25 protein-coding genes are annotated in these 22,927 nt (G+C 59.9%); 14 read left to right on the top strand and 11 right to left on the bottom strand.

The window, feature by feature from the left end:
• Positions 1-17 precede the first annotated feature (17 nt).
• Positions 18-938, top strand: a complete 921-nt coding sequence (locus BLS41_RS24100; protein WP_074769372.1) for a proline dehydrogenase family protein — start codon at positions 18-20, stop codon at positions 936-938.
• An 84-nt stretch (positions 939-1,022) separates the two neighbouring features.
• Here the strand turns inward: BLS41_RS24100 and BLS41_RS24095 are convergent, their stop codons facing one another.
• From BLS41_RS24095 to BLS41_RS24075, 5 genes are all read right to left on the bottom strand, one after another.
• Positions 1,023-2,090, bottom strand: a complete 1,068-nt coding sequence (locus BLS41_RS24095; protein WP_074769370.1) for a fatty acid desaturase — start codon at positions 2,088-2,090, stop codon at positions 1,023-1,025.
• A 140-nt stretch (positions 2,091-2,230) separates the two neighbouring features.
• Complete coding sequence (locus BLS41_RS24090) at positions 2,231-3,028, bottom strand: CDP-diacylglycerol diphosphatase (protein ID WP_083380068.1); 798 nt, start codon at positions 3,026-3,028, stop codon at positions 2,231-2,233.
• A gap of 40 nt (positions 3,029-3,068) precedes the next feature.
• Positions 3,069-4,523, bottom strand: coding sequence for an indoleacetamide hydrolase (iaaH, locus tag BLS41_RS24085; RefSeq protein WP_074769368.1), 1,455 nt, complete (start codon positions 4,521-4,523; stop codon positions 3,069-3,071).
• Between the two features lie 280 nt (positions 4,524-4,803).
• Positions 4,804-5,019, bottom strand: coding sequence for a transcriptional regulator (locus BLS41_RS24080; RefSeq protein ID WP_074769366.1), 216 nt, complete (start codon positions 5,017-5,019; stop codon positions 4,804-4,806).
• 358 nt (positions 5,020-5,377) lie between these two features.
• Positions 5,378-6,040, bottom strand: a complete 663-nt coding sequence (locus BLS41_RS24075) for an NADPH-dependent FMN reductase (RefSeq protein WP_074769364.1) — start codon at positions 6,038-6,040, stop codon at positions 5,378-5,380.
• Between the two features lie 427 nt (positions 6,041-6,467).
• On the opposite strand from BLS41_RS24075, the gene BLS41_RS24070 reads away from it, so the two are divergent.
• Positions 6,468-7,121 carry a J domain-containing protein gene (locus BLS41_RS24070; RefSeq protein ID WP_074769362.1) on the top strand — a complete coding sequence of 218 codons (654 nt, stop codon included), beginning with the start codon at positions 6,468-6,470 and terminating at the stop codon, positions 7,119-7,121.
• A gap of 4 nt (positions 7,122-7,125) precedes the next feature.
• Here the strand turns inward: BLS41_RS24070 and BLS41_RS24065 are convergent, their stop codons facing one another.
• Positions 7,126-7,791: a gamma-glutamylcyclotransferase gene (locus BLS41_RS24065; protein ID WP_074771155.1), complete on the bottom strand. Its 666-nt coding sequence runs from the start codon at positions 7,789-7,791 to the stop codon at positions 7,126-7,128.
• Positions 7,792-8,123: 332 nt separating this feature from the next.
• Here BLS41_RS24065 and BLS41_RS24060 point away from each other — a divergent pair, with 332 nt between their 5' ends.
• The 3 genes from BLS41_RS24060 (at position 8,124) to BLS41_RS24050 (ending at position 11,065) form a co-directional block, all read left to right on the top strand.
• Positions 8,124-9,692: an MFS transporter gene (locus BLS41_RS24060; protein WP_074769360.1), complete on the top strand. Its 1,569-nt coding sequence runs from the start codon at positions 8,124-8,126 to the stop codon at positions 9,690-9,692.
• 373 nt (positions 9,693-10,065) lie between these two features.
• Positions 10,066-10,269, top strand: coding sequence for a hypothetical protein (locus BLS41_RS24055; protein ID WP_074769358.1), 204 nt, complete (start codon positions 10,066-10,068; stop codon positions 10,267-10,269).
• Between the two features lie 268 nt (positions 10,270-10,537).
• Positions 10,538-11,065: an arsenate-mycothiol transferase ArsC gene (locus BLS41_RS24050; protein ID WP_083380132.1), complete on the top strand. Its 528-nt coding sequence runs from the start codon at positions 10,538-10,540 to the stop codon at positions 11,063-11,065.
• A 65-nt stretch (positions 11,066-11,130) separates the two neighbouring features.
• Here the strand turns inward: BLS41_RS24050 and BLS41_RS24045 are convergent, their stop codons facing one another.
• Together BLS41_RS24045 and BLS41_RS24040 are read right to left on the bottom strand one after the other, a co-directional pair.
• Positions 11,131-11,421 (bottom strand): hypothetical protein, encoded by a 291-nt coding sequence (locus BLS41_RS24045; protein WP_074769356.1) that lies wholly within the window; start codon positions 11,419-11,421, stop codon positions 11,131-11,133.
• Positions 11,422-11,723: 302 nt separating this feature from the next.
• Positions 11,724-12,050, bottom strand: coding sequence for an H-NS histone family protein (locus tag BLS41_RS24040; RefSeq protein WP_074769354.1), 327 nt, complete (start codon positions 12,048-12,050; stop codon positions 11,724-11,726).
• A gap of 763 nt (positions 12,051-12,813) precedes the next feature.
• Here BLS41_RS24040 and BLS41_RS24035 point away from each other — a divergent pair.
• On the top strand, positions 12,814-13,116 hold the full coding sequence (locus BLS41_RS24035) for a hypothetical protein (protein ID WP_074769352.1): 303 nt from the start codon (positions 12,814-12,816) through the stop codon (positions 13,114-13,116).
• A gap of 70 nt (positions 13,117-13,186) precedes the next feature.
• Here BLS41_RS24035 and BLS41_RS24030 read toward each other — a convergent pair whose 3' ends face one another.
• Positions 13,187-13,468: a hypothetical protein gene (locus BLS41_RS24030; RefSeq protein WP_074769350.1), complete on the bottom strand. Its 282-nt coding sequence runs from the start codon at positions 13,466-13,468 to the stop codon at positions 13,187-13,189.
• Between the two features lie 427 nt (positions 13,469-13,895).
• On the opposite strand from BLS41_RS24030, the gene BLS41_RS24025 reads away from it, so the two are divergent.
• Positions 13,896-15,173, top strand: a complete 1,278-nt coding sequence (locus BLS41_RS24025; RefSeq protein ID WP_074769348.1) for an MFS transporter — start codon at positions 13,896-13,898, stop codon at positions 15,171-15,173.
• A gap of 104 nt (positions 15,174-15,277) precedes the next feature.
• A complete protein-coding gene (locus BLS41_RS24020; protein ID WP_074769346.1) occupies positions 15,278-15,787 on the top strand; it encodes a low affinity iron permease family protein in 510 nt (169 codons plus the stop codon).
• 33 nt (positions 15,788-15,820) lie between these two features.
• On the opposite strand, the gene BLS41_RS24015 is transcribed toward BLS41_RS24020, so the two are convergent.
• Positions 15,821-16,225, bottom strand: a complete 405-nt coding sequence (locus tag BLS41_RS24015; protein ID WP_074769344.1) for a helix-turn-helix domain-containing protein — start codon at positions 16,223-16,225, stop codon at positions 15,821-15,823.
• Positions 16,226-17,111: 886 nt separating this feature from the next.
• On the opposite strand from BLS41_RS24015, the gene BLS41_RS24010 reads away from it, so the two are divergent.
• The 6 genes from BLS41_RS24010 (at position 17,112) to BLS41_RS23985 (ending at position 22,253) form a co-directional block, all read left to right on the top strand.
• A complete protein-coding gene (locus tag BLS41_RS24010; protein ID WP_253189753.1) occupies positions 17,112-18,545 on the top strand; it encodes a DUF1254 domain-containing protein in 1,434 nt (477 codons plus the stop codon).
• A gap of 110 nt (positions 18,546-18,655) precedes the next feature.
• Positions 18,656-19,618: a SphA family protein gene (locus BLS41_RS24005; protein WP_253189752.1), complete on the top strand. Its 963-nt coding sequence runs from the start codon at positions 18,656-18,658 to the stop codon at positions 19,616-19,618.
• Between the two features lie 157 nt (positions 19,619-19,775).
• A complete protein-coding gene (locus BLS41_RS24000; protein ID WP_074769342.1) occupies positions 19,776-20,198 on the top strand; it encodes a hypothetical protein in 423 nt (140 codons plus the stop codon).
• 41 nt (positions 20,199-20,239) lie between these two features.
• On the top strand, positions 20,240-20,851 hold the full coding sequence (locus BLS41_RS23995) for a copper-binding protein (protein WP_074769340.1): 612 nt from the start codon (positions 20,240-20,242) through the stop codon (positions 20,849-20,851).
• An 83-nt stretch (positions 20,852-20,934) separates the two neighbouring features.
• Positions 20,935-21,168, top strand: coding sequence for a DUF2964 family protein (locus tag BLS41_RS23990; RefSeq protein WP_074769338.1), 234 nt, complete (start codon positions 20,935-20,937; stop codon positions 21,166-21,168).
• A gap of 14 nt (positions 21,169-21,182) precedes the next feature.
• Positions 21,183-22,253 carry a DUF1254 domain-containing protein gene (locus BLS41_RS23985; protein WP_074769336.1) on the top strand — a complete coding sequence of 357 codons (1,071 nt, stop codon included), beginning with the start codon at positions 21,183-21,185 and terminating at the stop codon, positions 22,251-22,253.
• 28 nt (positions 22,254-22,281) lie between these two features.
• Here BLS41_RS23985 and BLS41_RS23980 read toward each other — a convergent pair whose 3' ends face one another.
• On the bottom strand, positions 22,282-22,671 hold the full coding sequence (locus tag BLS41_RS23980; RefSeq protein ID WP_074769334.1) for a response regulator: 390 nt from the start codon (positions 22,669-22,671) through the stop codon (positions 22,282-22,284).
• Positions 22,672-22,927: the final 256 nt, after the last annotated feature.

The following is a 22,927-nucleotide window of genomic DNA, read 5'->3' as shown; positions in this document are numbered from 1 at the left end:
TTTCACGAGACCACAACATGCGTATTCTCAATACGATGGCGGTTCACGCCATCCCGCTCGTTCCCCGTTCGCTGATTCGTAAGATCTCCCGCCGCTATATCGCTGGCGAAACGCTTTGCGATGTCCGCGAGCGCATGCACGTGCTCCATGCAGCAGGCTTGCGAACCACTATCGATGTATTGGGCGAGACGGCTTCGTCGACGGCTCAGGCCGAGTCGATGACTCGCAGTTATCTCGATCTCGTCGAGACACTCGGCTCACACAATGAGCGTACCGAACTGTCGATAAAACTCACCGCGCTAGGCTTGCATCTCGACGAGAAGGCCTGCATGGCGCGAGTCTCGGCGATCCTGCGAGCAGCGACATCACATGGGATCACCGCGTGCATCGATATGGAAGACCTTGGTTGCACACAGAAAACGCTCGATGCGTTCTCGATGCTCGAAGCCGATGCATACCCAGTCGGAATCGCGCTGCAAGCGTATTTGACGCGTACCTACGATGACATCGTTTCGTTGCAGACTCGCAAGAGCCGCATGCGTATTTGCAAAGGCATTTATGCCGAGGCAAAAGAGCATCTGGTCGACGGCGCGTCGGCAGACCGGAGCGCGATCAACGCGCATTTCGTTCGACACGTTTCGACCGCGATACAGGCAGGATCGTTTGTAGGTATCGCAACGCACGATGCACAACTGATCGATACATTGATCGGCTGGCTGCAACACGAGCGCATCGACAGATCGCGATTCGAGTTCCAGATGTTGCTGGGAGTCTGCGAGCCGCTGCGCGACGAACTGCTGGCGCAGGGATTCAATGTGCGCGTCTACGTCCCATACGGACATGACTGGTATGGCTACAGTACCCGTCGAATCAAGGAGAATCCGCGAATCGCCGGATATATTCTGGCGGCGATGATGCGTAGCGACCGGCCGCGCTAACCGTTATAGACGAGGCGTTAAACGGGACCGGCAAGTTCGCTGGTCCCGCTCCGAACGTCTGTGTTAGAGAAATAAATCCGGTGTCTAGCGTTCGGTAATAGTCGGTACGTGAGTTTTAGTCACGTCGCCAAACCATCCGGCCGCTCTGAGTTTCCCTCGCGATTGACCCGCAAAATCGTCGCCAGTCGCCGGAAGAAAATCCACGCCGGCAGCAGTGCCGCTATGTGCCGGATGAGCTACAACGGCAAACATATACTGTCTGATCCATTCGCTGTAACCCTCCACCAGAAAATCGCCCGAGCGTTCAATGTACTGCTGGCGAGATGTCTGATAGACACCCTTCAGCGCGAACCACGGCACATGCGGCAAATCATGATGAACCAGGTGGTAGTTGTTGTTCAGAAACAGCATCCGCCAGCCCCACGCCGCTTCGTTGATCACCGTCCTGTGCGCATGCTCGCTTGCGGCGCGATGTTCGTGAAACGAGCGGATCGAACCCAGCGACAGTGCTCCATACCCGACGCCGATAATAAAGACCCACACCGGTATCGCACAGACTTGCTGCAGCCATGCCGCGAGCATCCCCAGTGCGACGAAATGCGCGAACCACGCGGGCACGTCGCGCAAATCGCCTTGTCTGATCTTGTTGAGCGCGTCGGCGGCGGTCGCTGCAATCGAGAACGCAGGCCCGACCAGCAGTCGACCGATAAACGTATTTCGGAAAGCGAGCAACGCACGAATCGACGAACCGGCCCGTTGCCATTCGCGCTCGCTGACGAAATAACTTTCGGGGTCCTGCTCAGGGTGCGTGAGATGCGGATCGTCGTGATGGCGGAGATGTGAATCGCGATAGATACGATAGGGGAACCACACGGCCAGTGGCGCAAAACCGAGCAGCGCGTTGATGAATGGCGAACGGGTAGGGTGCCCATGCAGCAGTTCGTGCTGCAACGACATGTACCACGTGCTGAGTATCGCGAGCAGAAACGCAGTGAGCGGCAACCCCAACATGCGGACGTGCAACGCCACACCAAACCACCCGCCGTATATGACGACGATCAGCAACCACGTCGGCCATTGCGTGCGCCATGCCCAGCTAGTCGCAAGTCTGGCTAGAGTCTTGCGCTGCGTGTCGTCGAGATAAATAGCCATAGAATCGGTCGGAAAAATGCAAGTTCAGGACCGATCCTAAGGATCATTGCGTCATGCCAGAACCATTTTGTTGAGCAATGCTTCTGCGCAATCGTGCATAGGCCGCCTCAAATACGCGGACGCCGCTTTTTTTCAGGTGCTCATTGAGCGTCCGCCACGCGGCAAGCGTGATCGAGCAGGCCTTCGGCCGTGCCGCTGCCATTCTTCAGATCGATGTCGCTATTCACGATCAGCCAGCCGTCTTCAGAGGCGGAAGGTCCTGCACCTGTGACCAGAATGGTTTGCCGCGACATCGCGACCGTATCCGGGTTATCCCGTGCGACGATGCGGAAAGGATTGCTTGCGTCAGCGAGGGACGTCACGCGCATGACCCGGTAACGATTGCCGTCGAGCGTGTCCCAGCGCCATTTGTCAGGCGTATCTTTCGCGTGGCGCGCGAGCGCTTCGCTGATATCGGCGCGCATGCAGTCGATATGAATATGCAGCTGATTCTGCGAGCGCCGATACGGCGAGTTGATTTCGAGGCCGAGCTGATTGTCCGGCAACGTACGTTTGACTGCGTTCTCGACGTAATGCCGCGAATCCCACGCATCGACCCAGTAGTCCTGCGCGCGAGGCGCCAACACCAACGGACTTTCTATTCCGGTGATACGGTCGGTCGGAATCAGCAGATGTTGCGAGCGCCCGACGATATCCTTCAGGATCACATAGCGTTTATCGAGATCCACGACCGTGCATTGGCCGGGCGTCCCAGTGCTCTGCTGCGACGGCACACAGCGTATGTCGACGATCTTCCATAGCGCGTTGGAATCGACGGTAGCAAGGCGCGCACAGGCCGTGGCCGTGAACACGACCGTGACTGCGGCGGCAAAACGGGCAATCGAATGAAAAGATTTTCTGCGGGATTGGGCGGGGCGGGCGGGTGTCGGTGTGGTCATCGGCACGTTGGCGTGGGGTTTCGAAAGAGGGGGATAAACGTCAAAGCACGGGCGCGGGCAATAGGCCGAGCAACTGTTCGAACGCGACGCCAATAGCCAGCAGCCGCCGGTCTTCACCGAGCGGACCGTCCAGTTCGAGACCGACCGGCAAGCCGCTCGCCGTCATGCCCGCCGCCAGCGACAGGCCCGGAATGCCGGACGTGCTGGCCGGATCGGTGTTGCGCAGGTAAGCGTTCATCGTGGGGATCGGCGCAGAGCCGTCGATCGAAACCGTCGACGAGCCGTGGATGTCGTCGATCGGTGTCGCGGCGAGGCGCGTGGTCGGAAACAGCAGTGCGTCGAGACGCTGATCGGTGAACGTCGCGGCAATGTATTGCTGCAAGCGCGGCCGCCAGTGGTTCAGCGCGGCTTGATACTCGCCGCTGAGCACTCCTGCGAGGACGTCGTCGTAAATCTCGCGCACATCCGGGCTCGCAATGCGCGCGGCCAGTTCCGCCACCGTCGTGACCGGTGCGTGATTGGCGACGAGCCAGGCACCCACGTCGCCGAGCGCTTCATGGACCGCAATCGGACTGCCGACCATCGCGTTCAGATAATCCAGATCGCTCATTGCTACCGGTACGAACACGACGCCCGCTGCTTCAAGCTGATTCAACGCGGCACGCGCGACATCTTCCACCTGTCGTTCGAGCCCTTCCCAAAGCGGCTCGGGCAGGCCGATACGTAGGCCGCTCAATGCGATTGCGGGCAATCCGCCGGCACCTGTTATCACACCGTCGAGCAGCGCAATATCGGCGACGGTGCGTGCCATCGGGCCCACAGTGTCGCGCGTGTGGCTGATCGGCACGACCGCGTCAGGATCGTGATAGCGCCGTTCCTTGCCGCCATTGCCGACCGAGGGACGAAACCCCGCGATGCCCGTCAGCGCGGCCGGAATGCGGGTCGAGCCGCCCGTGTCCGTGCCGAGACCGGCGGGTACGATGCGCGCGGCGATCGCCACGGCCGTGCCGCCCGACGAGCCGCCGGGAATCAGCGACGGGTCGTACGGATTGCGCACCGGGCCTGCATGCGCGGCGAGATTCGTGCTGGTAATGCCAAACGCGAGTTCGTGCATGTTGGCTTTGCCGAGCACGATCGCCCCGGCGTCGATCAAACGCTGCACGGAGGGTGCGTTCGTCGCCGGCACGAAGCCTTCGAGTGCGGGTGTACCTGCTGACGTCTGCAAGCCTGCCGTGTTGATGTTGTCCTTGATGACGACCGGCAATCCGGCCAGCGGCAATTGCGCTTTCTGCGCGGGCGACAACGCGTCGATGCGCTTCGCGGCCGCGAGCGCACCGTCGAGATCGATTGTGGTGAGCGAGTTCAGATTGGCGAGCGATGCGGCTCGCGCGAGCAATGTGGCGACGTAGTCGGTTGCGCTGAGACGTCCTGACTGGATCGCATCGACCGCTTGCGTGGCGGTCAGCGCGAGTTGTTCATCGACGGTCCATGTCATGACTGGGCGCCTCCCTGTCGTTGCGTATTCGCGCAATGTGCGCTTGCAGGGAGGGCGTAACGGAGATCGGTGTCGGGCATGGTGGCGTCGGGGGAGCGGACTCGATGTGCCGACTATTCTGGCACATCCGCTTCAGACGCATGGTTGGGCCGCGCAGACCTGCACCGGCAGTCGGGCGAACGCGACACGCAGGGTGTCAAACCCCTCTCGCCGCGCTCGACGCAACCGCATTCTCAACGACCGCAGGTTATTGAAAGGCCACCAGAGGCCCATCAAAAACTCACTGATGATTATCGATCCACATACGTCCCCATCGGAATGCGTAGGCGAGTGCATGTTCTTCGTCGAAGAAGTAATCGAGCGCGTCGAACGAGTACGCCTTACCGTGGTCCGCGCTGGTTTTTTCGATCGTGAGGTTGGCGGCAAACAGCCCGTTGGGCAACAGTTGCGCAACCGGCGCGACTTCGTAGCCCTTGTAGCGAATATGTGAATTCATGGTCTCGACAGAGGTGCCCGTGTGCGTTGCAGAAAATCCAGTGCGTGCGACTAACCCTGTAGCGCCGTGCGTCTGGAAAGCGGCGAATCGGTGGACAGGGTCAAGCGTAGGGCGCGCTGCGCAGCGGGTGAACCAATCTTTCGTCGTAAGCAAATCAGCGGGTTTCGGGAGTGATATTCAGATGCCCGGATCGGATCATATGCGCTGTGTTCGATCACACTATCCAGCCTCGCGCGGCGAGTCTGTTATGTGCCGCACGGTTCGTGCAAACGCCACTCGCGTGGGCCGCCGAAGCGGCGCCACGCGAGTGTGTCAGGAGCGGGGGAAAACGCTGAAAAAGAAGCGCGTGATACGCGGATTACACCGCGTGCAGCAGACGGGCAGGCTGTGTGGAAGCGAGCGTCGACGCGTTCAGCGAGTCGCTTTCTGCGGCGCGATGTGCGTTGAACGCCAGCGCGAATTGCGCAGCCTGCTGACCGACGGTCGCGAGCTGGTCGACGACCTTCGCGTCGGAGCAGGTATCGATGGAATCGAAACGCGTTTCCAGCGTGTTGATGCCCGCGCCGAACGGCGTGGGCCAGCCGCGCAACGCGTGGACGATCGAGCGCAGCGACGTCAGCACCGACCCGGCGGCTTGCCAGCCATAGGCGGTGACGATGCAGCCGACCGCGCGGCCGTCGAGATACGGACGTTCGTCGGCGCGTAGTTCTTCCAGCGTGTCGAGTGCGTTCTTGACGAGGCCCGACACGCCGCCGTGATAGCCGGGCGTGGCGATGATCAGCGCGTCTGCATGGCGCACGGCTTCGATCAGTTCGAGCTGCTCGTCGGTACGGTTGGGCTGTTCGGGCGCGTAGTGCGGCAGGCTATGCAAAAACGTGCCGCCGAACAGGCGGGTGTTCGCGCCGGCGGCTTCCGCGCCGCGCAATGCGAAGCCGAGCGCGCGCTCGGTCGACGAAGCGGCGCGTGTCGTGCCGCCAATGCCGATGACGAGAGGCCGGCGGTGATGATCGAATCGGGTCAACGAAATGCTCCTTCGGTAGCGGCTCACGGCCTGCTGATGCGGGTAGGTGAGCGACGGGCCGGGGCGAACCGGACTTTGAAGTGTCATCTTAATGACCCGTGCGCACGAACCTAAGCGACTTTTTGTTCTAACGATATAACCAGGCGCTGTTCGACGCGCAGCATGCGATGTACCTGACCCCGTGTCAGATAAGCATATGGCGAACCATTGGTTGGACTCGCGATGACAGGTGGCTATCATCGAATCGTCTCCTCCATGACATCTCCTTGACATGGGTTAAGCCTCGCCGCGCAAGCGGTGGGGCTTTTTTTTGCGCCCGACGCGCGTGATCGGGCGACACTCGAGCCGACCCGCCGGCCGACACGCTAAAGCCGTTTTGTGCATGCTACGATGGTCCGCGACGATTCCCGGCGAGGTCAGCAAGTAAATGGCAACCCTATATGACACGCTCGGCGTGCAAACGCACGCCACCGAAGAAGAAATCAAGCGCGCGTACCGCAAGGCCGCGATGAAGTGGCATCCCGACCGCAATCACGGTGCGCACGAGGAAGTGGCGCGCGCCACTTTCCAGGAGATCAAGGACGCGTACGCGATCCTGTCCGATCCCGAGCAGCGCAAGGTGTACGACGCGGTCTACGCCGAGCAGATGCGCGGCTGGGAGGCGCAACGCACGCGCGCGCAGCAGGCGCGGGCGAAACGCGAGGCGGCGGCGCGCGCAGCCGACGAGGCGGCGTATGCGGAGATGGTCTCGGTCGCAATCCGTTTCGCCGACGAAGGCCACAATCGCGACGTGCTGTTCGGCGTGTTGCTGGGGCGGCAATGCGAGGCGAAGCGAGCCGCGCAGATCGCGGACAGCGTGGCGGCATTGCAGGCGTCGCGCCGCGAAGCGGCAAAAACGACGAATACGCCTGACGTACCCGACACGCCTGATCTTTCGGCTCAAGCCGACGTGTCGGCGAAGAAAGAAGACGCTGCAGAGCACCGCGCGAGAGGCAAGCGCGACGAACCCGCCGCCGACGCCCAACCTGCGGGCGCACTCGGCGGCCTGTGGTTCCAGTTTCTGAACGGCTTGCGGTTTTAACGCGTCACGCGGGGTGGCTGCCGATCCGCGTCAGTTCGGACGCGATCTCGTCGATGTAGGGATCGCTCAGGCCACACTCCGCCAGCGCGTTTTGCAGCTTGAAAACATAGTCGGCGTTGGTGCCGAACAGGCCGGTGGCGACGGCCATCGACGGAGCAATCGACGAGGCCCGTGAATCGCCTTCGTATTGCGAATCCTCGGGTTCGGCAACGAAGGCGATTGCGGACACTTGCGTGCCGTCGTCGAGCGTGACCGGCGCCCAGGTCGGACGATAAGCGCCCGTCACCATCTCGCGAATCCAGAGAATCCGTAGCTCTTCCTCGACCGTGGCGCCGCCCAGGCGCAATGCGACGCCTTCCGTGCTGCCTCCCGATTCAAGCGCGAGCATGCGGCCCGGCTGCTCCGGCGTACCGCGCCCGGCGATCAGCCGGATACAGAAGCTGCGATGCCAGCCATGCAGCGTCGCAATGCGGCGGCTGTCGAACTCCGAGACCGGATTCCACAGCAACGAGCCGTAAGCGAAGACCCAGATGTCGCCGTCGCACGGACGCTGCCGCAACGTCTGCGCGAGCGATGCGTCGATCCGCGCCTGGGTCCACAGCATCTCGCCCGGCAGCGAATCAAAACTTTCGAGGTATGCGCCAGAGCAAATGGCGTTTCTGTTCAGCATCCGGTAAGCCCCGTCATGGTGCGCGGCGCGCGTCGTCCGTCGTTGAACGGCTTCGCGCGGGCCAAAAATCAGCTTGCAGTATGAGCGAGTGCATCGCGGGAATAAATCCGCCGGACAGAAACGGTGTGTCGCCCGAGTGGCGACAATCGGCGCCTGGCGCGCCGTCATGACGTGATTGCCGCGTTTCAGGCCGTTCAGTCGCGACATGCGCGCTCTTTATCCACGAGGAATCCATCAACAGAATAGCGGCCTGAGTGTGTCGCGACGCGCGGCTGGCGTGATGCCTGTCCACTGCGCGTCGAACGCTGGAACTCCACCTGAGGGCTCGAAAAATGAAAACCACCACGCCGCACGACGCGCAGCACGACAAGCCGCTTATCCTCGCCGCCGTGTGCCTGTCGGCGCTCGTCTTGCCACTGGCATTTTCCGGCGGCGCAGTCGCTACGCCTGCAATCGGCCGTGACCTTGGCGGCAGTGCGGCGGCGCTGACGTGGATCACCAATGCATTCATGCTGAGCTTCGGCAGTCTGTTGATGGCCGCAGGCGCGCTCGCCGATCAGTTCGGTCGCAAGCGGATTTTCGTGTGCGGACTGGCGGGCTTTATCGCGACGTCGCTCGCGTTGGGTTTCGCGCCGTCGGTGGCCTGGCTCGACGCGCTGCGTGCGTTGCAGGGCGTTGCGGCGGCTGCGTCGCTGGCGAGCGGCACCGCCGCGCTCGCGCAGGAATTCGACGGCCACGCGCGCACCAGGGCGTTCAGTCTGCTGGGGACTAGCTTCGGCATTGGCCTCGCGTTCGGTCCGTTGATGGCGGGCGCGTTGATCGCAAATTCGAGCTGGCGGGCGATCTTCTGGACAATCGCGGCGATCGGCGCGATCGCATTCGTCTTCGGCGTACCGCGTATGCGCGAAACCCGCGATCCGGCCGCCAGCGGGCTCGACTGGCCGGGGACGATCACCTTCACCGGCACGCTCGCGCTGTTCACGTTTGCCGTGATCCAGGCGCCGCAGGACGGCTGGTCGAGTGCAACTGTGGTCGGTCTGCTGGCTGCGTCGGCGGGATTGCTGGTGGCGTTCGTGGTGGTGGAGGCGCGCGTCGCGCGGCCGATGCTGACGCTGAGCCTGTTCCGCTATCCGCGCTTCGTCGGCGTGCAGATGCTGCCGGTCGGCACCTGCTACTGCTATATCGTGCTCATCGTGATGCTGCCGCTGCGTTTTATCGGTGCAGAAGGGTTGAGCGAAATGGACGCCGGTTTGCTGATGATCGCGCTCTCCGCGCCTATGCTCGTCGTGCCGATGCTGGCCGCGTCGCTGACCCGCTGGATATCGGCCGGCGTCCTGTCGGGCATCGGCTTTCTGGTCGCCGCAGCCGGGCTTTACTGGCTAAGCCTCGTCGACATGAGCGCATCGCGAGCGTCGGTGATTGCGCCGATGCTGGTCGTCGGCATCGGCGCGGGCGTGCCCTGGGGTCTGATGGACGGACTCTCCGTGAGCGTCGTGCCGAAGGAGCGGGCGGGCATGGCATCTGGCATCTTCAGCACGACGCGGGTGGCGGGAGAGGGCATTGCGCTAGCCATCGCGATGGCGATTCTTGCCGGCCTCGTCAACGCGAGTCTCGCGCGCATCGTGCCGCACGCCGGACCCGCGACGATCGCGCGGATTGCCGAAGCATCGCAGCGTCTGACCACCGGCGACCTCGCGCAAGCTGCCGCGAGCCTGCCGCAAATCGGGCGGCACGAACTGGTGCTGAGCTATACGCATGCGTTCACGCGCCTGCTACATGTGCTGATCGCGATCACGCTTATGTCGGCGCTCGCGTCTTTTGCGTTTCTGAGTCGTACGGGCTCGAAGGACGATCAGTCCGACCAATCGCCGCGCAAAGTCGTGCAATCCGCAGCCGTGTGACGAATAAGCGCCTGGCCGGTAGACCATAGACCTAGACCGAATTGATATAGACCGTAGTCTTTAGCGTTCGATTTTGCGCTTCTAGAATCAGTATTGCGTTCGCGATGGATGTCGGTCGAACGTGGTCAGTTGATTGCCAGATAGCTTCATTTGCCGCTGCGTTGGCAGATGCCGGGCGCTTCTGCATGAGGCCCGGATTTGCGCAACTGGCGACTCTGAATACCGGCTATCGACCGTTCTCTCCTGTTTGTTCCCCAGCTAATTTACCCGCGATTGACTGGCGATTTCCCGCGAGCTCTCTTCTCATCTTTCTCCGCGAACGCTTTGGCTCGCCTCGTCTCCACGCATCGATTCCCCGAGAGGTACAACGGCCATGTTTACCTTCATCGTTGTAGTTGCGGTTGCTGCGTTTATTCCGTACGTCGCCGCGCCGGGCATTGTGAACGGCGTCAAGGCGATCAGCTCGCCCGCGCCCGCAGCCGTATCGTCCGACCCCGCTCCGGCGACGCCAGCCTATGGCAGCGATGCCGCCAACCGGATCCTGTCGGAGCGCCACGATAGCGAAAGTGCGACCTGACTCAACCTGCCGGCGCGCGCTCGCTCACCCGCGTGCCCGCTCGTCCACGTGAAAGACAGCGAAATGTAAGGCTCAGCGTCGCGCTGGTACACTTCGGCCTCTTCGTGATCCGCCGCGTGTGGCAAGTCCTGCCTGTAAGTGGAAGCGTGAGTGCCCTGGTGGAAATTCCCGTGGCGCGAGGAATTTAGACATCGTAGTGTCACGGGGTCGCAAGACTGGGCCGGCAGAATAGCGCCCAGAAGCAAAAAAATACGGCTACGGGGTGAGCGTGACCAGAAAATATAAAGTGCTGTTTCTTTGCAGGGACAACGCAGCGCGCAGCATCATGGCGGAGGCTTTGCTGCGAGAACTGGCAGGACACCGGTTCGAAGCATTCAGCGCGGGGCCGGAGCCGGCCGCGCGAGTTCATCCGCATGCAATCGCGCAATTGCGGCCGGGTGTGTCGGATCAGGGCGTGCTCAGTCCGAAGAGCTGGCTGGAATTCACCGGCGAGTGGGCGCCGCGCATGGATCTCGTCATTTCCATGCACGAATCCGTCGACGCTAATCACGCGCCGTCATTTCCCGGGGAACCGGAGCTGTGCAACTGGACCTTTGCCGATCCGCTCGCCGGCGATCTGGACGAAGCGGAACGCGTGCGATTGTTTGCCAAGGTGTTCTGGCAGATCGTGCGGCAGGTGAGCGGCTTTATCGAATTGCCGCAATACGCGCTGCTCATGCGCGACACCGCCCGCGTGGGCGAGTATCAGGACAACGCCGGTCATGAAGCGCGACGGGTCGGCGTCACCGGTGTTTGATCGACCCGGCCGCGCCTGAACCCGATTCAAATCCGTGCGTTTAGCCCACGAAAATCGGACTATTTTTATTGTGCGGGTTTAGCGCCATTCATCGGATCGCCCGGCGACATCGACGGCATGCTGTTGTCGGGCGAATCCATTTTCTTCATTCCGCTTCCCGGCATTGCGTCCATCGGACTCGGAGCGGGGTCGCCCCAATGGGTCATTCCCGCTGTCGCTGCGCTGTGTGCGTTGCCGCCGCCGCTACCGCCCTGGCCGTTGCCGCCGCCTTGCGCGAATGCCGGACCGCTTGCGAATAACAATGCGGAAAGACCGGCCGCACAACCCGCGATGATTTTTAGCGTTGATAGACGCATCACGATTCTCCTTGCGAGCTCATCGGGCGTAATGGCTGCCGCGAGCTGGACGTAAGCCGCTCATGAAATCATGACCGGTTCTCGGGAAGCAGCGAGTCATTGCGCTGCTCTTACCGGATATACGGCGAGCAAGAAGATATGGATGCAAACTGGCGGCGCGCACGAGTCACTGTCCGGCAAGCGTGTTGACGGACACGCCAGACCAGAGGGATCGCACCGGAGAATGCAGGGATAAACCTTTTTACGCTGAGCGAATCAGTCAACTCAGTCGCAATTCATTACGGACTCCGCCATACCGCACTTTAGCGACCGGTCGGGCGCGCTAACGGACTGCCGGCAAACGGATCGTTTTTCCAGTCGACCTGTTTTTTGGACTGCGGGGCAGGGGCCGGTTTAGCAGACATTTCAAAGTGGTCAATTGATTGACCCGCACTGATTGCCTGTTTAAGCCATTGCGGCATTTCGCCCTGGCCGTCCCAACTGTCGCCGGTCGCGCTGCGGTAACGTTCCGCCTTTTGCGCAGATGGCTCGGACGCCAGCACGGCAGCAAGGTCTTCTGGTTCGATACCAAACTCTTCCATGCGATGGCGGAGATACGCAATGATGCTATCTCGCTTCCTTTCGTCCATAAGATATTCGTCCTTCTAAAGCGTCCAGCGTTCTGTCAATTACAGATTGCAAGGGAAAGTCGCGATGCATCGAGCCCATTTGACTGGGGCCGGCTCGCGGTGGTGTTATCGATTGAAGGTAATTTCATGAGCCGCGTTAGAAAACGTTGCTCCATAAATCGCAATACAGTCTGTGCCAAATGCGCCAATCGGGAACAATCAGTGAGTAATGCCACGCCCGCCACACTCTGGCAGCACTTCGCCGCGTGCCGGGTAAGGCTGGATAAGCCTCACGGCTGCAGGGGGAAATACTGTGATGACATTGCTTTGATTGCGACTGGCTGGTTTCACGTCCACCTTCCGTCTCTCGCCGGTGTCTTGCGCGCCGCTCTTTTACGTTATAGCAACATCATAACGCACTGTGCGGATAATGCACGCGCCGGATTAACGGATTTTCTTTGCAAATGAGGTTTATCGAACGATGTGGGGTTCATGCGACACGCCCCGGCACCGGAGATTGAATTCCCAGGCCGGCGAACTATAACCAAATTGCGGAACAGAAATCCGCGTTGCCAACCTGAGGGACTGATTCCGGTTACCCGCAAGGACGTATCTCCATCGGTTACAGGTTGGTCAATTACTTACTTGTTTAGTTCGATGACTCATCGCAGCAGTTGCGCATCGGCATCAACTCGTCGGGCAACCCGATTGGGCGAGCTAATTTTTTCGCGGATCAATTTTTCAGGGGGCGAGAACTGCTGCGCCGGATTCGAGGAGTCTGGCCATGAAACTACGTTTATTGATGGTAATGGCGAGCGCCGTTCTGTTTCTCGCGCCCCGGCCAGTTAGCGCGTCCGAATCTGACGGCCAGCCAGGAGCGGCTGCGTCGGGACGCGCGATGATGCAGCAGAATGCCAACGAATCGGCGCAGGCGACGACCGATATCCCGTTGGGAGACACCGGGCAGGGCCAGCAGGTCCGCAACGTGTCGTATGGAGGCGTGGCGGCGGGGCAATCGGAATCGGGAACCCGGCCTGGTCAGCCGTGCGGTTCCGCGCCTCAATGCAAGGTGTATTTCGGTCAGTAACGGAAATGACCGATGCGGGTGGGAACGCGATACCGGCAAAAAATATAATGTGCCGCGTCCCCCACACGCACTAGGCAAGTGCCATGTTCTGCATCGGTTGATTGCTGCGCTGCTCGTCGAGACGACCCGTTACTTCGCCGAATCCTTCTGCTGCATTTTCCGCTTCAGCCCGCTGATTAAACTGGCTGAATTCATCGAGCAATGCGCGCCACGAAGAATGCCAGCGCGTTTCCCTGATGCAGGTACCCGTTGGATCGGCGATGCGCAGCACACCGTTGTCCGGATAGAACGTCAGCGTGACAGGCATGCCTTCGAGTACGCAGGTGGCGGTGCAGGGGCGTGTGGTGAGCATGTCCGTTAGTCCTTTGATGAATGATCGCGAATGTGCGAAACGCTGACGCGAGCATCAGCAAACGCTGTGCCCGGGGTTCGTCATTATCTTTTTCGCACGGGACCGTGACCGGAGAAGGTCCGTTTCAGAACAAGGATCGCGCTATTCACATTGCGGTCGCGGCGCGTCAACGCAGTGATGGCGAAGTCCCCGCGCAGCGCCCGAATACCCCCACTCGAAACTGCGATTTTACGCAGCCGTCAGCGCGATAATTAATGCAATGGTAAGGTACGCCCTATTCGGGTTTTCACTCACTGATTTGCCGCTGCCGTCAGCATGATCCGGCAGGCAAAGCCGCGTTTGCGATGCGAAAAGCGGCGTTCAAATCGATTAGTGCGGTGTGACCGCTCCAATCCCACCTGTTGTTAAGTAATCAGAAAACAATACTATGTTGATGGAAGATAATCTGCCGGCGAGCGATGCCTCGCTGGACGATGGGACCTCGTCGTCCCTGCGTTCGTGGCTCGCTGTCGGCGCGGTCGCGATCGGCGCATTTGCCTTTGTGACGACGGAGTTTTTACCGGTTGGACTTCTGCCGCGCGTCGCGGCGGATCTCGATGTTTCGCCCGGCACGGCCGGGCTGATGGTGACCGTGCCCGGCATCATCGCTGCCCTATCTGCGCCGGGTCTGATGCTCGTGGCGGGGCGCATGGATCGTCGGCGCGTGTTTCTTTTACTCACGGCGTTGCTGCTCGCGTCAAATCTTATTTCCGCGTTTGCGCCTGACTTCTCGATCATGCTGGTCGGCCGCGCGCTGCTCGGCGCTGCGTTGGGCGGCTTCTGGACGCTCGCCACCGCAGCCTCGGGACGTCTGGTGCGGCCAAAGGATTCCGCCAAAGCCATGGCGACGATCCTGACCGGCGTGACCTGTGCGACCGTGATCGGCGTGCCGCTCGGCACCTTCATCGCGAGCTTTGCATCGTGGCGCGCGTCGTTCATGGCAACCGGCGTGCTCGTCGCGATTGCGCTCGTTGCGCAGTTTTTCTTCGTGCCTTCGCTGCCGTCGTCGGCCGCATTGCGTTTGCGCGATCTGGTGGCGTTGCTGCGTCAACCGCATCCGCGTCGCAGTATGTTGATGGTCGCGCTCGTGTTCGGCGCACATTTTTCGTCGTACACCTACGTCACGCCGTTCCTGCTGCGCAATGCCAATCTGACGATGTCGACCATCACGTGGCTTCTTCTCGGCTTCGGCATTATCGGATTCTTCTCGAACTTCGCGATTTCGTCGACCGTCACGCGCAATCTGAAAGCATCGGTCGGCGCAATGGTTTCGCTGTTGATGTTCGCGTTGGTGTCGCTGCCGCTTTTGCAGCATTCGACGATTGGCGTTGCGGCATTCGTGCTCGCGTGGGGCGTTTCGTTCGGCGCATTGCCGCTGTGCTTCAGCATCTGGATTCAGCGCGCGACGCCGCAGTCGCCCGAAGCGGGTTCGGCCCTGTTCGTCAGCATCATCCAGATTGCGATTGCGCTGGGCTCGCTGGTGGGCGGCGTCGTGGTCGACCATGCCGGTGTCCCCGCCGACTTTCTGTTCGGCAGCGGACTCGCGCTGTTGGGACTGGCAGCATGGGCGAGCTTTGGTCGCGGCGAGCAGAGCGCAGCGGTGCAAGTGGTAGCACAAACGGAAGCACAAGCGGAAGCGTTGGCCTGTCCTGCGTGCGTGGACTAGTCATTCGATTGAGGGCGGTCTGACGGCTTTTGCGTCAGCCGCCCGCGTGGTGTCGGCATGCAATGTGCTGACGGCTTATGTGATAGCCAGCCACGGAGACCGCCATGCGGCAAGAATCGACCAACTCATACGCAGACAGCCTCAGCACGGTTCCAGATACATCGAGTCCCGCTTACGCGGCAACGCATCCTGTCACGCGCGCATTCGACGCATTCGCGAGTTCGGTGACGCGCCTTGCGGGTTCGCCGGTCGCCTTTGGCGTGGCGGCGATCACCGTGTTCGTCTGGGCGGTAACGGGTCCGCTATTTCATTTTTCCGACGGCTGGCAACTGGTCATCAATACGGGCACGACCATCGTTACCTTCCTGATGGTCTTTCTGATTCAGCAAAGTCAGAACAAGGATAGCGTGGCCGTTCATCTGAAGCTGAACGAACTGCTTGCGTCGCATCGCGCGGCGAATAACCAGTTGATCGGAATAGAGGATGCATCCGAAGAAGATCTTCGACGCCTGGCCGCCGCGTATTTGCGACTGGCAAGCAAGGCCGGCAATGCTCGCGGCGAAAGTGTCGACGTGGATGCATGTGTGGACCGCCCGGCAGAGTCGCGCGGATAACGCGTGACGTCCGCCTCGAATTCACGCGATGGCTTATCGACTCGATTTGGATAAACGGTGCCCGAGGCCGAGATTGGTCGCCAACTGCCACGTATAAACGCGCGAATAGCTCACGCCAAAACGGGTTTTGATCAACTCGCGCAGCCGCGCATTGGTCCATGCATCGGTCGGGAAACCATGCTCGCACGCGGACCCGTTCAGCGCCGCGGCAATCCACTGCATCGCGGCGCCGTCGAGCAATGGCGAGCGACCGCCTACACTCATTTTCTGCAGCGCTTCAAGCCCGCCATCCGCGATGATGCTGCGGTATTTGCGGACAGTATCGGTCGACAAATGCAGCGCTTCGGCGACTTCGTTGACCGACGCGCCGTCCACCAGCATCCGGCCGGCGGCCATCCGTCGCATGACGCTTGGCAGCTCTTCGGTTCGGGAGGGCATATTCCACCTTGCTGGGAAGTCCGGGCACAAAAAAAATGGAATGCGCGCGCATTCCCCTCGTGTCTGATTCCAGTGGACTGTCAATGTCCTTTATAGGAGCGGATTAACGTCTCGCTGGCCGATAACGCCGGCGGCGATGAAAATGTTTCTGCGGAAATCCGTATATGAAACTACTAATAATCGTTTTTGCATCTTGTGTGGAGTTTTATGGCAAAAACAATCGTCGTGCAAATTTAATTTAATAGAACTATGATGCCTTGCGCAAATATCTGCACTGGTAGAATGCGTCGAAATAAATGCTGGCTTAATAGTTCTCGCAATACAGGTTCAGGGTAATCGTCCTTGCTATTCTCATATACGTTTGCTAGCATCCCGTAACAGTTTGAAATAATCATAACTTTGCCAGCTTCAAGCCCGCACAGCGTGCCAGTGCGGCAGCCAACGTCTCTGCGAGGAACGCGTTATGGCTAGCCACTCATTTTTTCGCTAACGCTCGCATGAGCGCGGCGCGAAAAAACGCCCAATCTTTGCGTTTCCTTATTGATAGGAATTGTCCCTGAATCGCATTCTGCGACGTGGGCGACGCTGTTCGTTAATTTTGACATGCGCATTATGCAGTGACTTCCTTTGGCTTTAAAAGGATGGCCTCGCATGGCTGAAGCTATTATGTCGGCGGGCTGATTTTTAATGGCGTCCGTTTTGGCGGATTTTGTCGAAAGTCTATTCGCGAAAAGCGAAGCCTGCGGCGCGGACAAAATCGCTATCCGCTTAATCCGCCCCCAACGTTGAAGATTCGGGAGCATTTCGCGGCAGTTAGCAGCGCGGATTTTCGCCGGGCTGAATACGACGCCAGGTAAATGGCGGTGATGAACCGGGAGAGGCAACGGTGAAATTCAGGACCATCGCAAAGACCAGTGCAACCGGGGCTACCGTACTGCTTTGCCTGTTCCTGTTCGCGCGCGCAAACGCCGCGGGATCACCGGAAGCATCGGACGCGACGGCGCTGGCAAACACTACCGTCTCACCCGACGAAGCACGCGGCATCGTGAAGGATGCATTTATCTACGCCTATCCGATGCTGTTTAACTACAAGACGATGTACGACCAGGCCATCGATCCGGCGTCGAAATCTTATATTGGCGGATTCGGCAGGTTCCGCAATTATTCGACGCCATACGGCCCCGAAAACCGCGAGATCGTCACGCCGAATAACGACACCCCTTACTCGTGGGCATGGCTCGATCTGCGGCGGGAGCCTTGGGTGCTGACCGTTCCTGCCATTCCTGACGATCGCTATTACGTGTTTCAGTGGATCGACCTTTTCACCTATAACTTCGCGTACGTCGGGTCACGCACCACCGGCGACGGCGCCGGCCACTATCTTTTCGCCGGCCCCTCGTGGCACGGCGACAAGCCGGCGGGCATCGACAAGGTGTTTCGTTCGGAGACGGATTTCATTCTTACGCTGGGACGCACGGCGCTTAGCGGCCCCGATGACGTCGCGCGTCTCGAGGCCATTCAGAAGGGCTACGCGCTTACGCCGCTTTCGTCGTTCGAACACCGGCCCGCGCCGGCGGCCGCGCCGAAACTGACATTTCCAAAGTGGGATGAAAAGAAGGCGACGTCGATCGATTTCATTTCGTACCTGAATTTCCTGCTGCAATTCACGCAACCTCCCGCGCCTTCGGAAGCAGAGCTTATGCGGCGCTTTGGCGCGATCGGCATTGGGCCACGCAGGCAATTCGACGCCGCGTCGTTGTCGCCCGACATGCGGCAGGCGATGGAGGCGGGTCTCGCCGACGCGAAAGATGCGCTGGCCGAAGCGGAAAAAAGCACGACCAGTTCATTCGATCTTTTCGGCTCGCGAGAAGATCTGAAAGACGACTATCTGAAACGTGCTGTAGCGGCCGCAATGGGCATTTATGGAAACACGAAGGAGGAAGCGGTGTATGTGGGCACGCGTCTGAATGCCGATCACGAGCAGTTGCTGGGTTCGCAACCTTACGTGATCCACTTCGACAAGACGGAGTTGCCGCCCGCGAAATTCTTCTGGTCGATGACGATGTACGACCTTCCGGGGCGCCATCTGGTCGCCAATCGAATCAGTCGCTACTCGATTGGCGACCGCACCAAAGGTCTCAAATATGGAGCCGACGGATCACTCGATATCTACGTGCAGCACTCGTCGCCGGGACCTGAGCTGGAGTCGAACTGGCTTCCGGCCCCTGAGGGCGCCTATAACGTGATCGCACGAATCTATGGGCCCGGTCCGGCCGCGTTCGATGGTTCGTGGAAATTCCCTGTTCCGCAGAAGCGCTGAAGTCGTTGCGTTGCATCGTGTATCGACAACCTGATCCGACATAGCCTGCACGCTGTTCAGGCGCGGTAGAGGCACAGAAGACGCATCGACCCATCTCGCAGGAGACTGCCTTGGATATATGGAATCGCTCTGCCAGCAGGCCGCTCAAGCGTCTGGCCATTGCAGCCGGTATGTTCGGCCTGAGCTGCGCACAGCATGCATTCGCGACGGAAGGCGGTGTGGGGCGGCCTATTACCGGGCAACAGGTCATGCCGTACGCGGGTATCGTTCCGCCCACGTCCGACTGGATCGTGTCGTTCACGTCCATCTATTACGAGGGTTCGTTAGGCGCATCGAAGACCATTCCGGTCGCCGGCACGATCACAGCAGGGTTGAACTATCAGGTCGTGTATGTGATGGCCAACGCGGTTAAAACATGGGGCATTACCGCAGGTGGATGGAATTTCGCTTCGAGCTTCGGCGTGCCGGTGCAGTACACGAACGCATCGAGTTTTCACGGAATATTGCCGAACGATCACGCGACCCAATTCGCCGATATCTTCTTTACGCCGGTGATCGCCGGATATCACTTCAGTCAAACCGATCACGTGGCATTGAGCGTGCAGATGTACGCGCCGACCGGCGCATACAGTACGAGCCGGATTGCGAACGCCGGACAGAACACGTGGACGTTCACGCCGACCATTGCCTACACGCACCTGATTGCCTCGCAGGACATCGAGCTTTCCGCGAATTACGGCGTCGAGTTCTACACGGCCAACAACAAGACCAACTATAAGAACGCGCCCGTCAGCGTGCTCGATCTTCTGGCGCTCAAACGCTTCAGGAACGGCTGGGGCGTCGGCGTGGTGGGCGGCTGGATCGAACAGCTGGGTAACGACACAGGCGGCGTTGCCGATTTGATCGGCAGCACCAGCGGACACTCGGTGGGCCTCGGGCCAATGGTCACGTGGTCCGGAAAAATCAGCAAAACACCGGTGTCGGCGACGCTGCGCTGGGTCAACGAACTCGAGGCGAGCAAGCGTCCGAAGGGCAATGCCGTGCAGCTTTCCATTAGCGCGACGTTCCAGTAGCGGCGAATTTTTGAATCATCTTGACGAGGCATTTCAGTTTCAGTCACTCATAGCCCGATAGTCGCGTTGCGCACTCTGTGGAGCATCCGGCATGGAGTCAGAGAATCATGCCAATAGGCCACGCGCGTGCAGACTCGTAATTCAGCGGAGGAACCGGATGGATGCAACTCTTACTGCCCGATTGATCGACACGCTTGTGCGCACCGCCAGGAACCGTGGCGTTCTGCCGTATGCGCGCTTTCACGCGCTGTTTCCGAGCAACACGCTGCTGGTTGTCAGAAACGCGGTACTCGACGACGCGTTACGCAGTATCTGCGATGAACAGCATGCGGACTATGGCGTACTTCTCGCGCGAGATAACGGACTGCCTGGTCCCGATTTTTTCCGGCGCTACCGGGCGACCAGGCGAGTCGAGTACACAGGGATCGTCGGTGATCCGCGATATCACAATGCGACGATGAAGCAGCAGCGCCTGATCGTCGCCGCGGAACGCAACCGCGTGTACGAACATGCGGCGAAGCATCTTCGCGACGGTGCAAAGCCTGTCGAAAACGAGTGCTATGCAGTCAATGGCTTGTGAAATCTGCTTATGTCAACGACGCAGTCAACCGGAGGGTTTCCATGGCTTGTTCTACATCGAGTCCGCTTTCATATCAGGTGAAGACCGCGATTGCCGCGCTGACGGTTCTTCTCATCGCTGCTCCGCCCGTGTTTGCTCAGGCCCCGGCTTCTGAACCGGCTCCGCAGGCCGTGGGCGCGGCGGCGCTGATCCATCTTCAGGCGCGCGTCGTCGAAATCGATGCCGATTCGAATAGCGTCGCGCTTCAGGGCCCTGAAGGCAATATCGCGGTTCTCGACGTGAATCCCGACGTCGCGGACGTGAAGAAACTGCACGTCGGAGAAATTCTGAATATTGCTTACCAGAAGGCAGTTCTGATCGGCGTGGACCGGCTGGCGTCGAAGGGAATCCGTCAACGTGTCGACACGGAACTCGCACAGCCTGCTTCCGGCGGCGTGGTGGCGTCGGCTCGTCGGGTCGAAGTGGTGGCGACGGTGCAGAGAATCGATCGCAAGCATCGCACGATTACGTTGCGTGGACCGACGCGCACGGAAACGCTCGACGTGGCACCGCAAGTTGCACTGGATAAGATCAAGGTCGGCGACTCGGTGCGGGCGGTTTTTGTGACCGCGATCGCCGCATCGGTTGCGCGCAACGATACGCAGGCGCAGTGAACCGCATGGCGTGACCAGGTAGTTCATCGAAAGCTTGGCGACGCATCGGCGATGTCATATTGGTTCGCGTGAAGGAGCATGAAATGGAACAGGAACGACCGGAACCGACTGACGCGTCGATGCGTAGAAAGCTGATTCGCAGCAAGATACACGTAGGACTTGCCGCGTTCGGCACGCTGGCCGCAGTCGCAGGAATTGCTGTTGCGATCAACGGTGGACTCGAATTCAACCGGACCAAGGTACTGGTCGGCGTGGGCATCATCGTCGTATCGACCGTTCTTTATATCTCGATGCTCTTTATCGACGCCGACGAGTAGAAAGGGATACTTTCATGAAGCCGTCTCGGATCAGCAGGTGCATTCCTGGCGCCGCGGTCGCGGTGCTTGGCGTCGTTCCTCTTGTTGCACCGTTCAGCGTTCACGCGCAGTCGGCTGCGCCGTCATCGGGCAATGCGGCGATTCCCGTTACCGTTGATAACTTCGTGCGCGCCGAATCGGATCAGTACATCGCTTCGCTGGTGAAGCAGGGCGGTTTGGGTAAGCTCTATCATCACCGTGAGCCGGCCTCCATCGACGACCAGACGGTGATCCGGCTCAACCGCGACACGCTTTACACGTCCGGCATATTCGACCTCGACGCCGGACCGGTGACGATCACGATGCCTGATCCCGGCACACGTTTCATGTCGCTTCAGGTGATCAACGAGGACCACTATGTGCCGAACGTGTTCTATGGCCCCGGCGCTCATACGCTGACCCGCGATAACGTCGGTACACGTTATGTGGTGATTGGAATCCGTACGCTCGTAGACCCGGCGAACCCGGACGACATCAAAAAAGTTCACGCGTTGCAGGATGCGATCAAGGTCAGCCAGCGGTCGCCGGGCAAGCTCGACTCGTCGAATTGGGACCCGGTCAGTCAGAAGAAAATGCGCGACGCTCTGCTGGTTCTCGCGACGACTCTTCCCGATTTCAAAAAGTCGTTCGGTACCAGAGAGCAGGTCGATCCGGTCAGGCATCTGATCGGAACGGCGGCGGCGTGGGGTGGCAATCCCGACCGCGATGCAACTTATCTCAACATCACCCCACAGCGTAACGACGGGCAGACGATTTATCGTCTCAACGTCAAGGACGTTCCGGTCGACGCGTTCTGGTCGGTGAGCGTGTACAACGCCGAGGGTTACTTTCAGAAGAACGCGTATAACGCTTACACGCTCAATAACCTGACGGCGAAGAAAGGCGCAGACGGTTCGATCGACATCCAGTTCGGCGGATGCGATGGAAAAATCGCCAACTGCGTGCCCGTAGTTTCCGGCTGGAACTACACCGTGCGGCTTTATCGTCCGCGCGAGGAAATTTTAAGTGGCGCGTGGGTTTTTCCGGATGCGAAGCCGGTGCAGTAAATAGTACGGGTTGTTTCGATGCGTCTGGCTACGTCGCGCCGCCGTGCTGCATTTGCCGATGGGTGGCGTGATCGGCCAGCAGTCGCCGCATGGTCGTGAGCAGCATGGCCCCGTCTACCGGCTTGCGAAGGAAGCCGTCATAACTGATGAAGGCCGGCGGGCTCGGTTCTCCCGACACCAGAATGAAGACGACGTCCGCCAGCCCAGGCAGGTTGCGCAGTCGATGACAGAGTTCGCTACCCGACATGACCGGCATGCGCCAGTCGGCAACGACGATGTCGGCAGGGGAGTCGATGAACATCGCCAACGCGGATTGACCGTCGTTTGCGATTCTTGTTTCGAAACCGTCAGCCGTGCAGCTTGCGCTCCATGCAGCGAGAGCTTCCGGGTCGTCGTCTACGAGTAGTACGCTTGCCATGCCAGATTTCCCGATTACCAATATTGGGTTTGGCAATCGGAGGCCGGCCAAGTTCAAGCCAAAGTTCAGACCAGACTTCAAGCGGGCGTTTATTGTTGCGTCGCTGTCGTTCTCTCGACTCGCTATCCGGCAAAACTCGCCCGGCCATCCCGATCCGCTTTTGTTATCACCCCCTCCAATACTCGAATTGTTACCACATCGCCCCGCCCGTATATTGGCAGCAACCTAGGTAGTCGCAGCAGCATCACAACAACTT

It is taken from the genome of Paraburkholderia fungorum (assembly GCF_900099835.1).
GTDB lineage: Bacteria > Pseudomonadota > Gammaproteobacteria > Burkholderiales > Burkholderiaceae > Paraburkholderia > Paraburkholderia fungorum_A.
The sequence above is the reverse complement of the archived record's forward strand: the minus strand, read 5'-3'. Positions and strand labels throughout refer to the sequence as shown.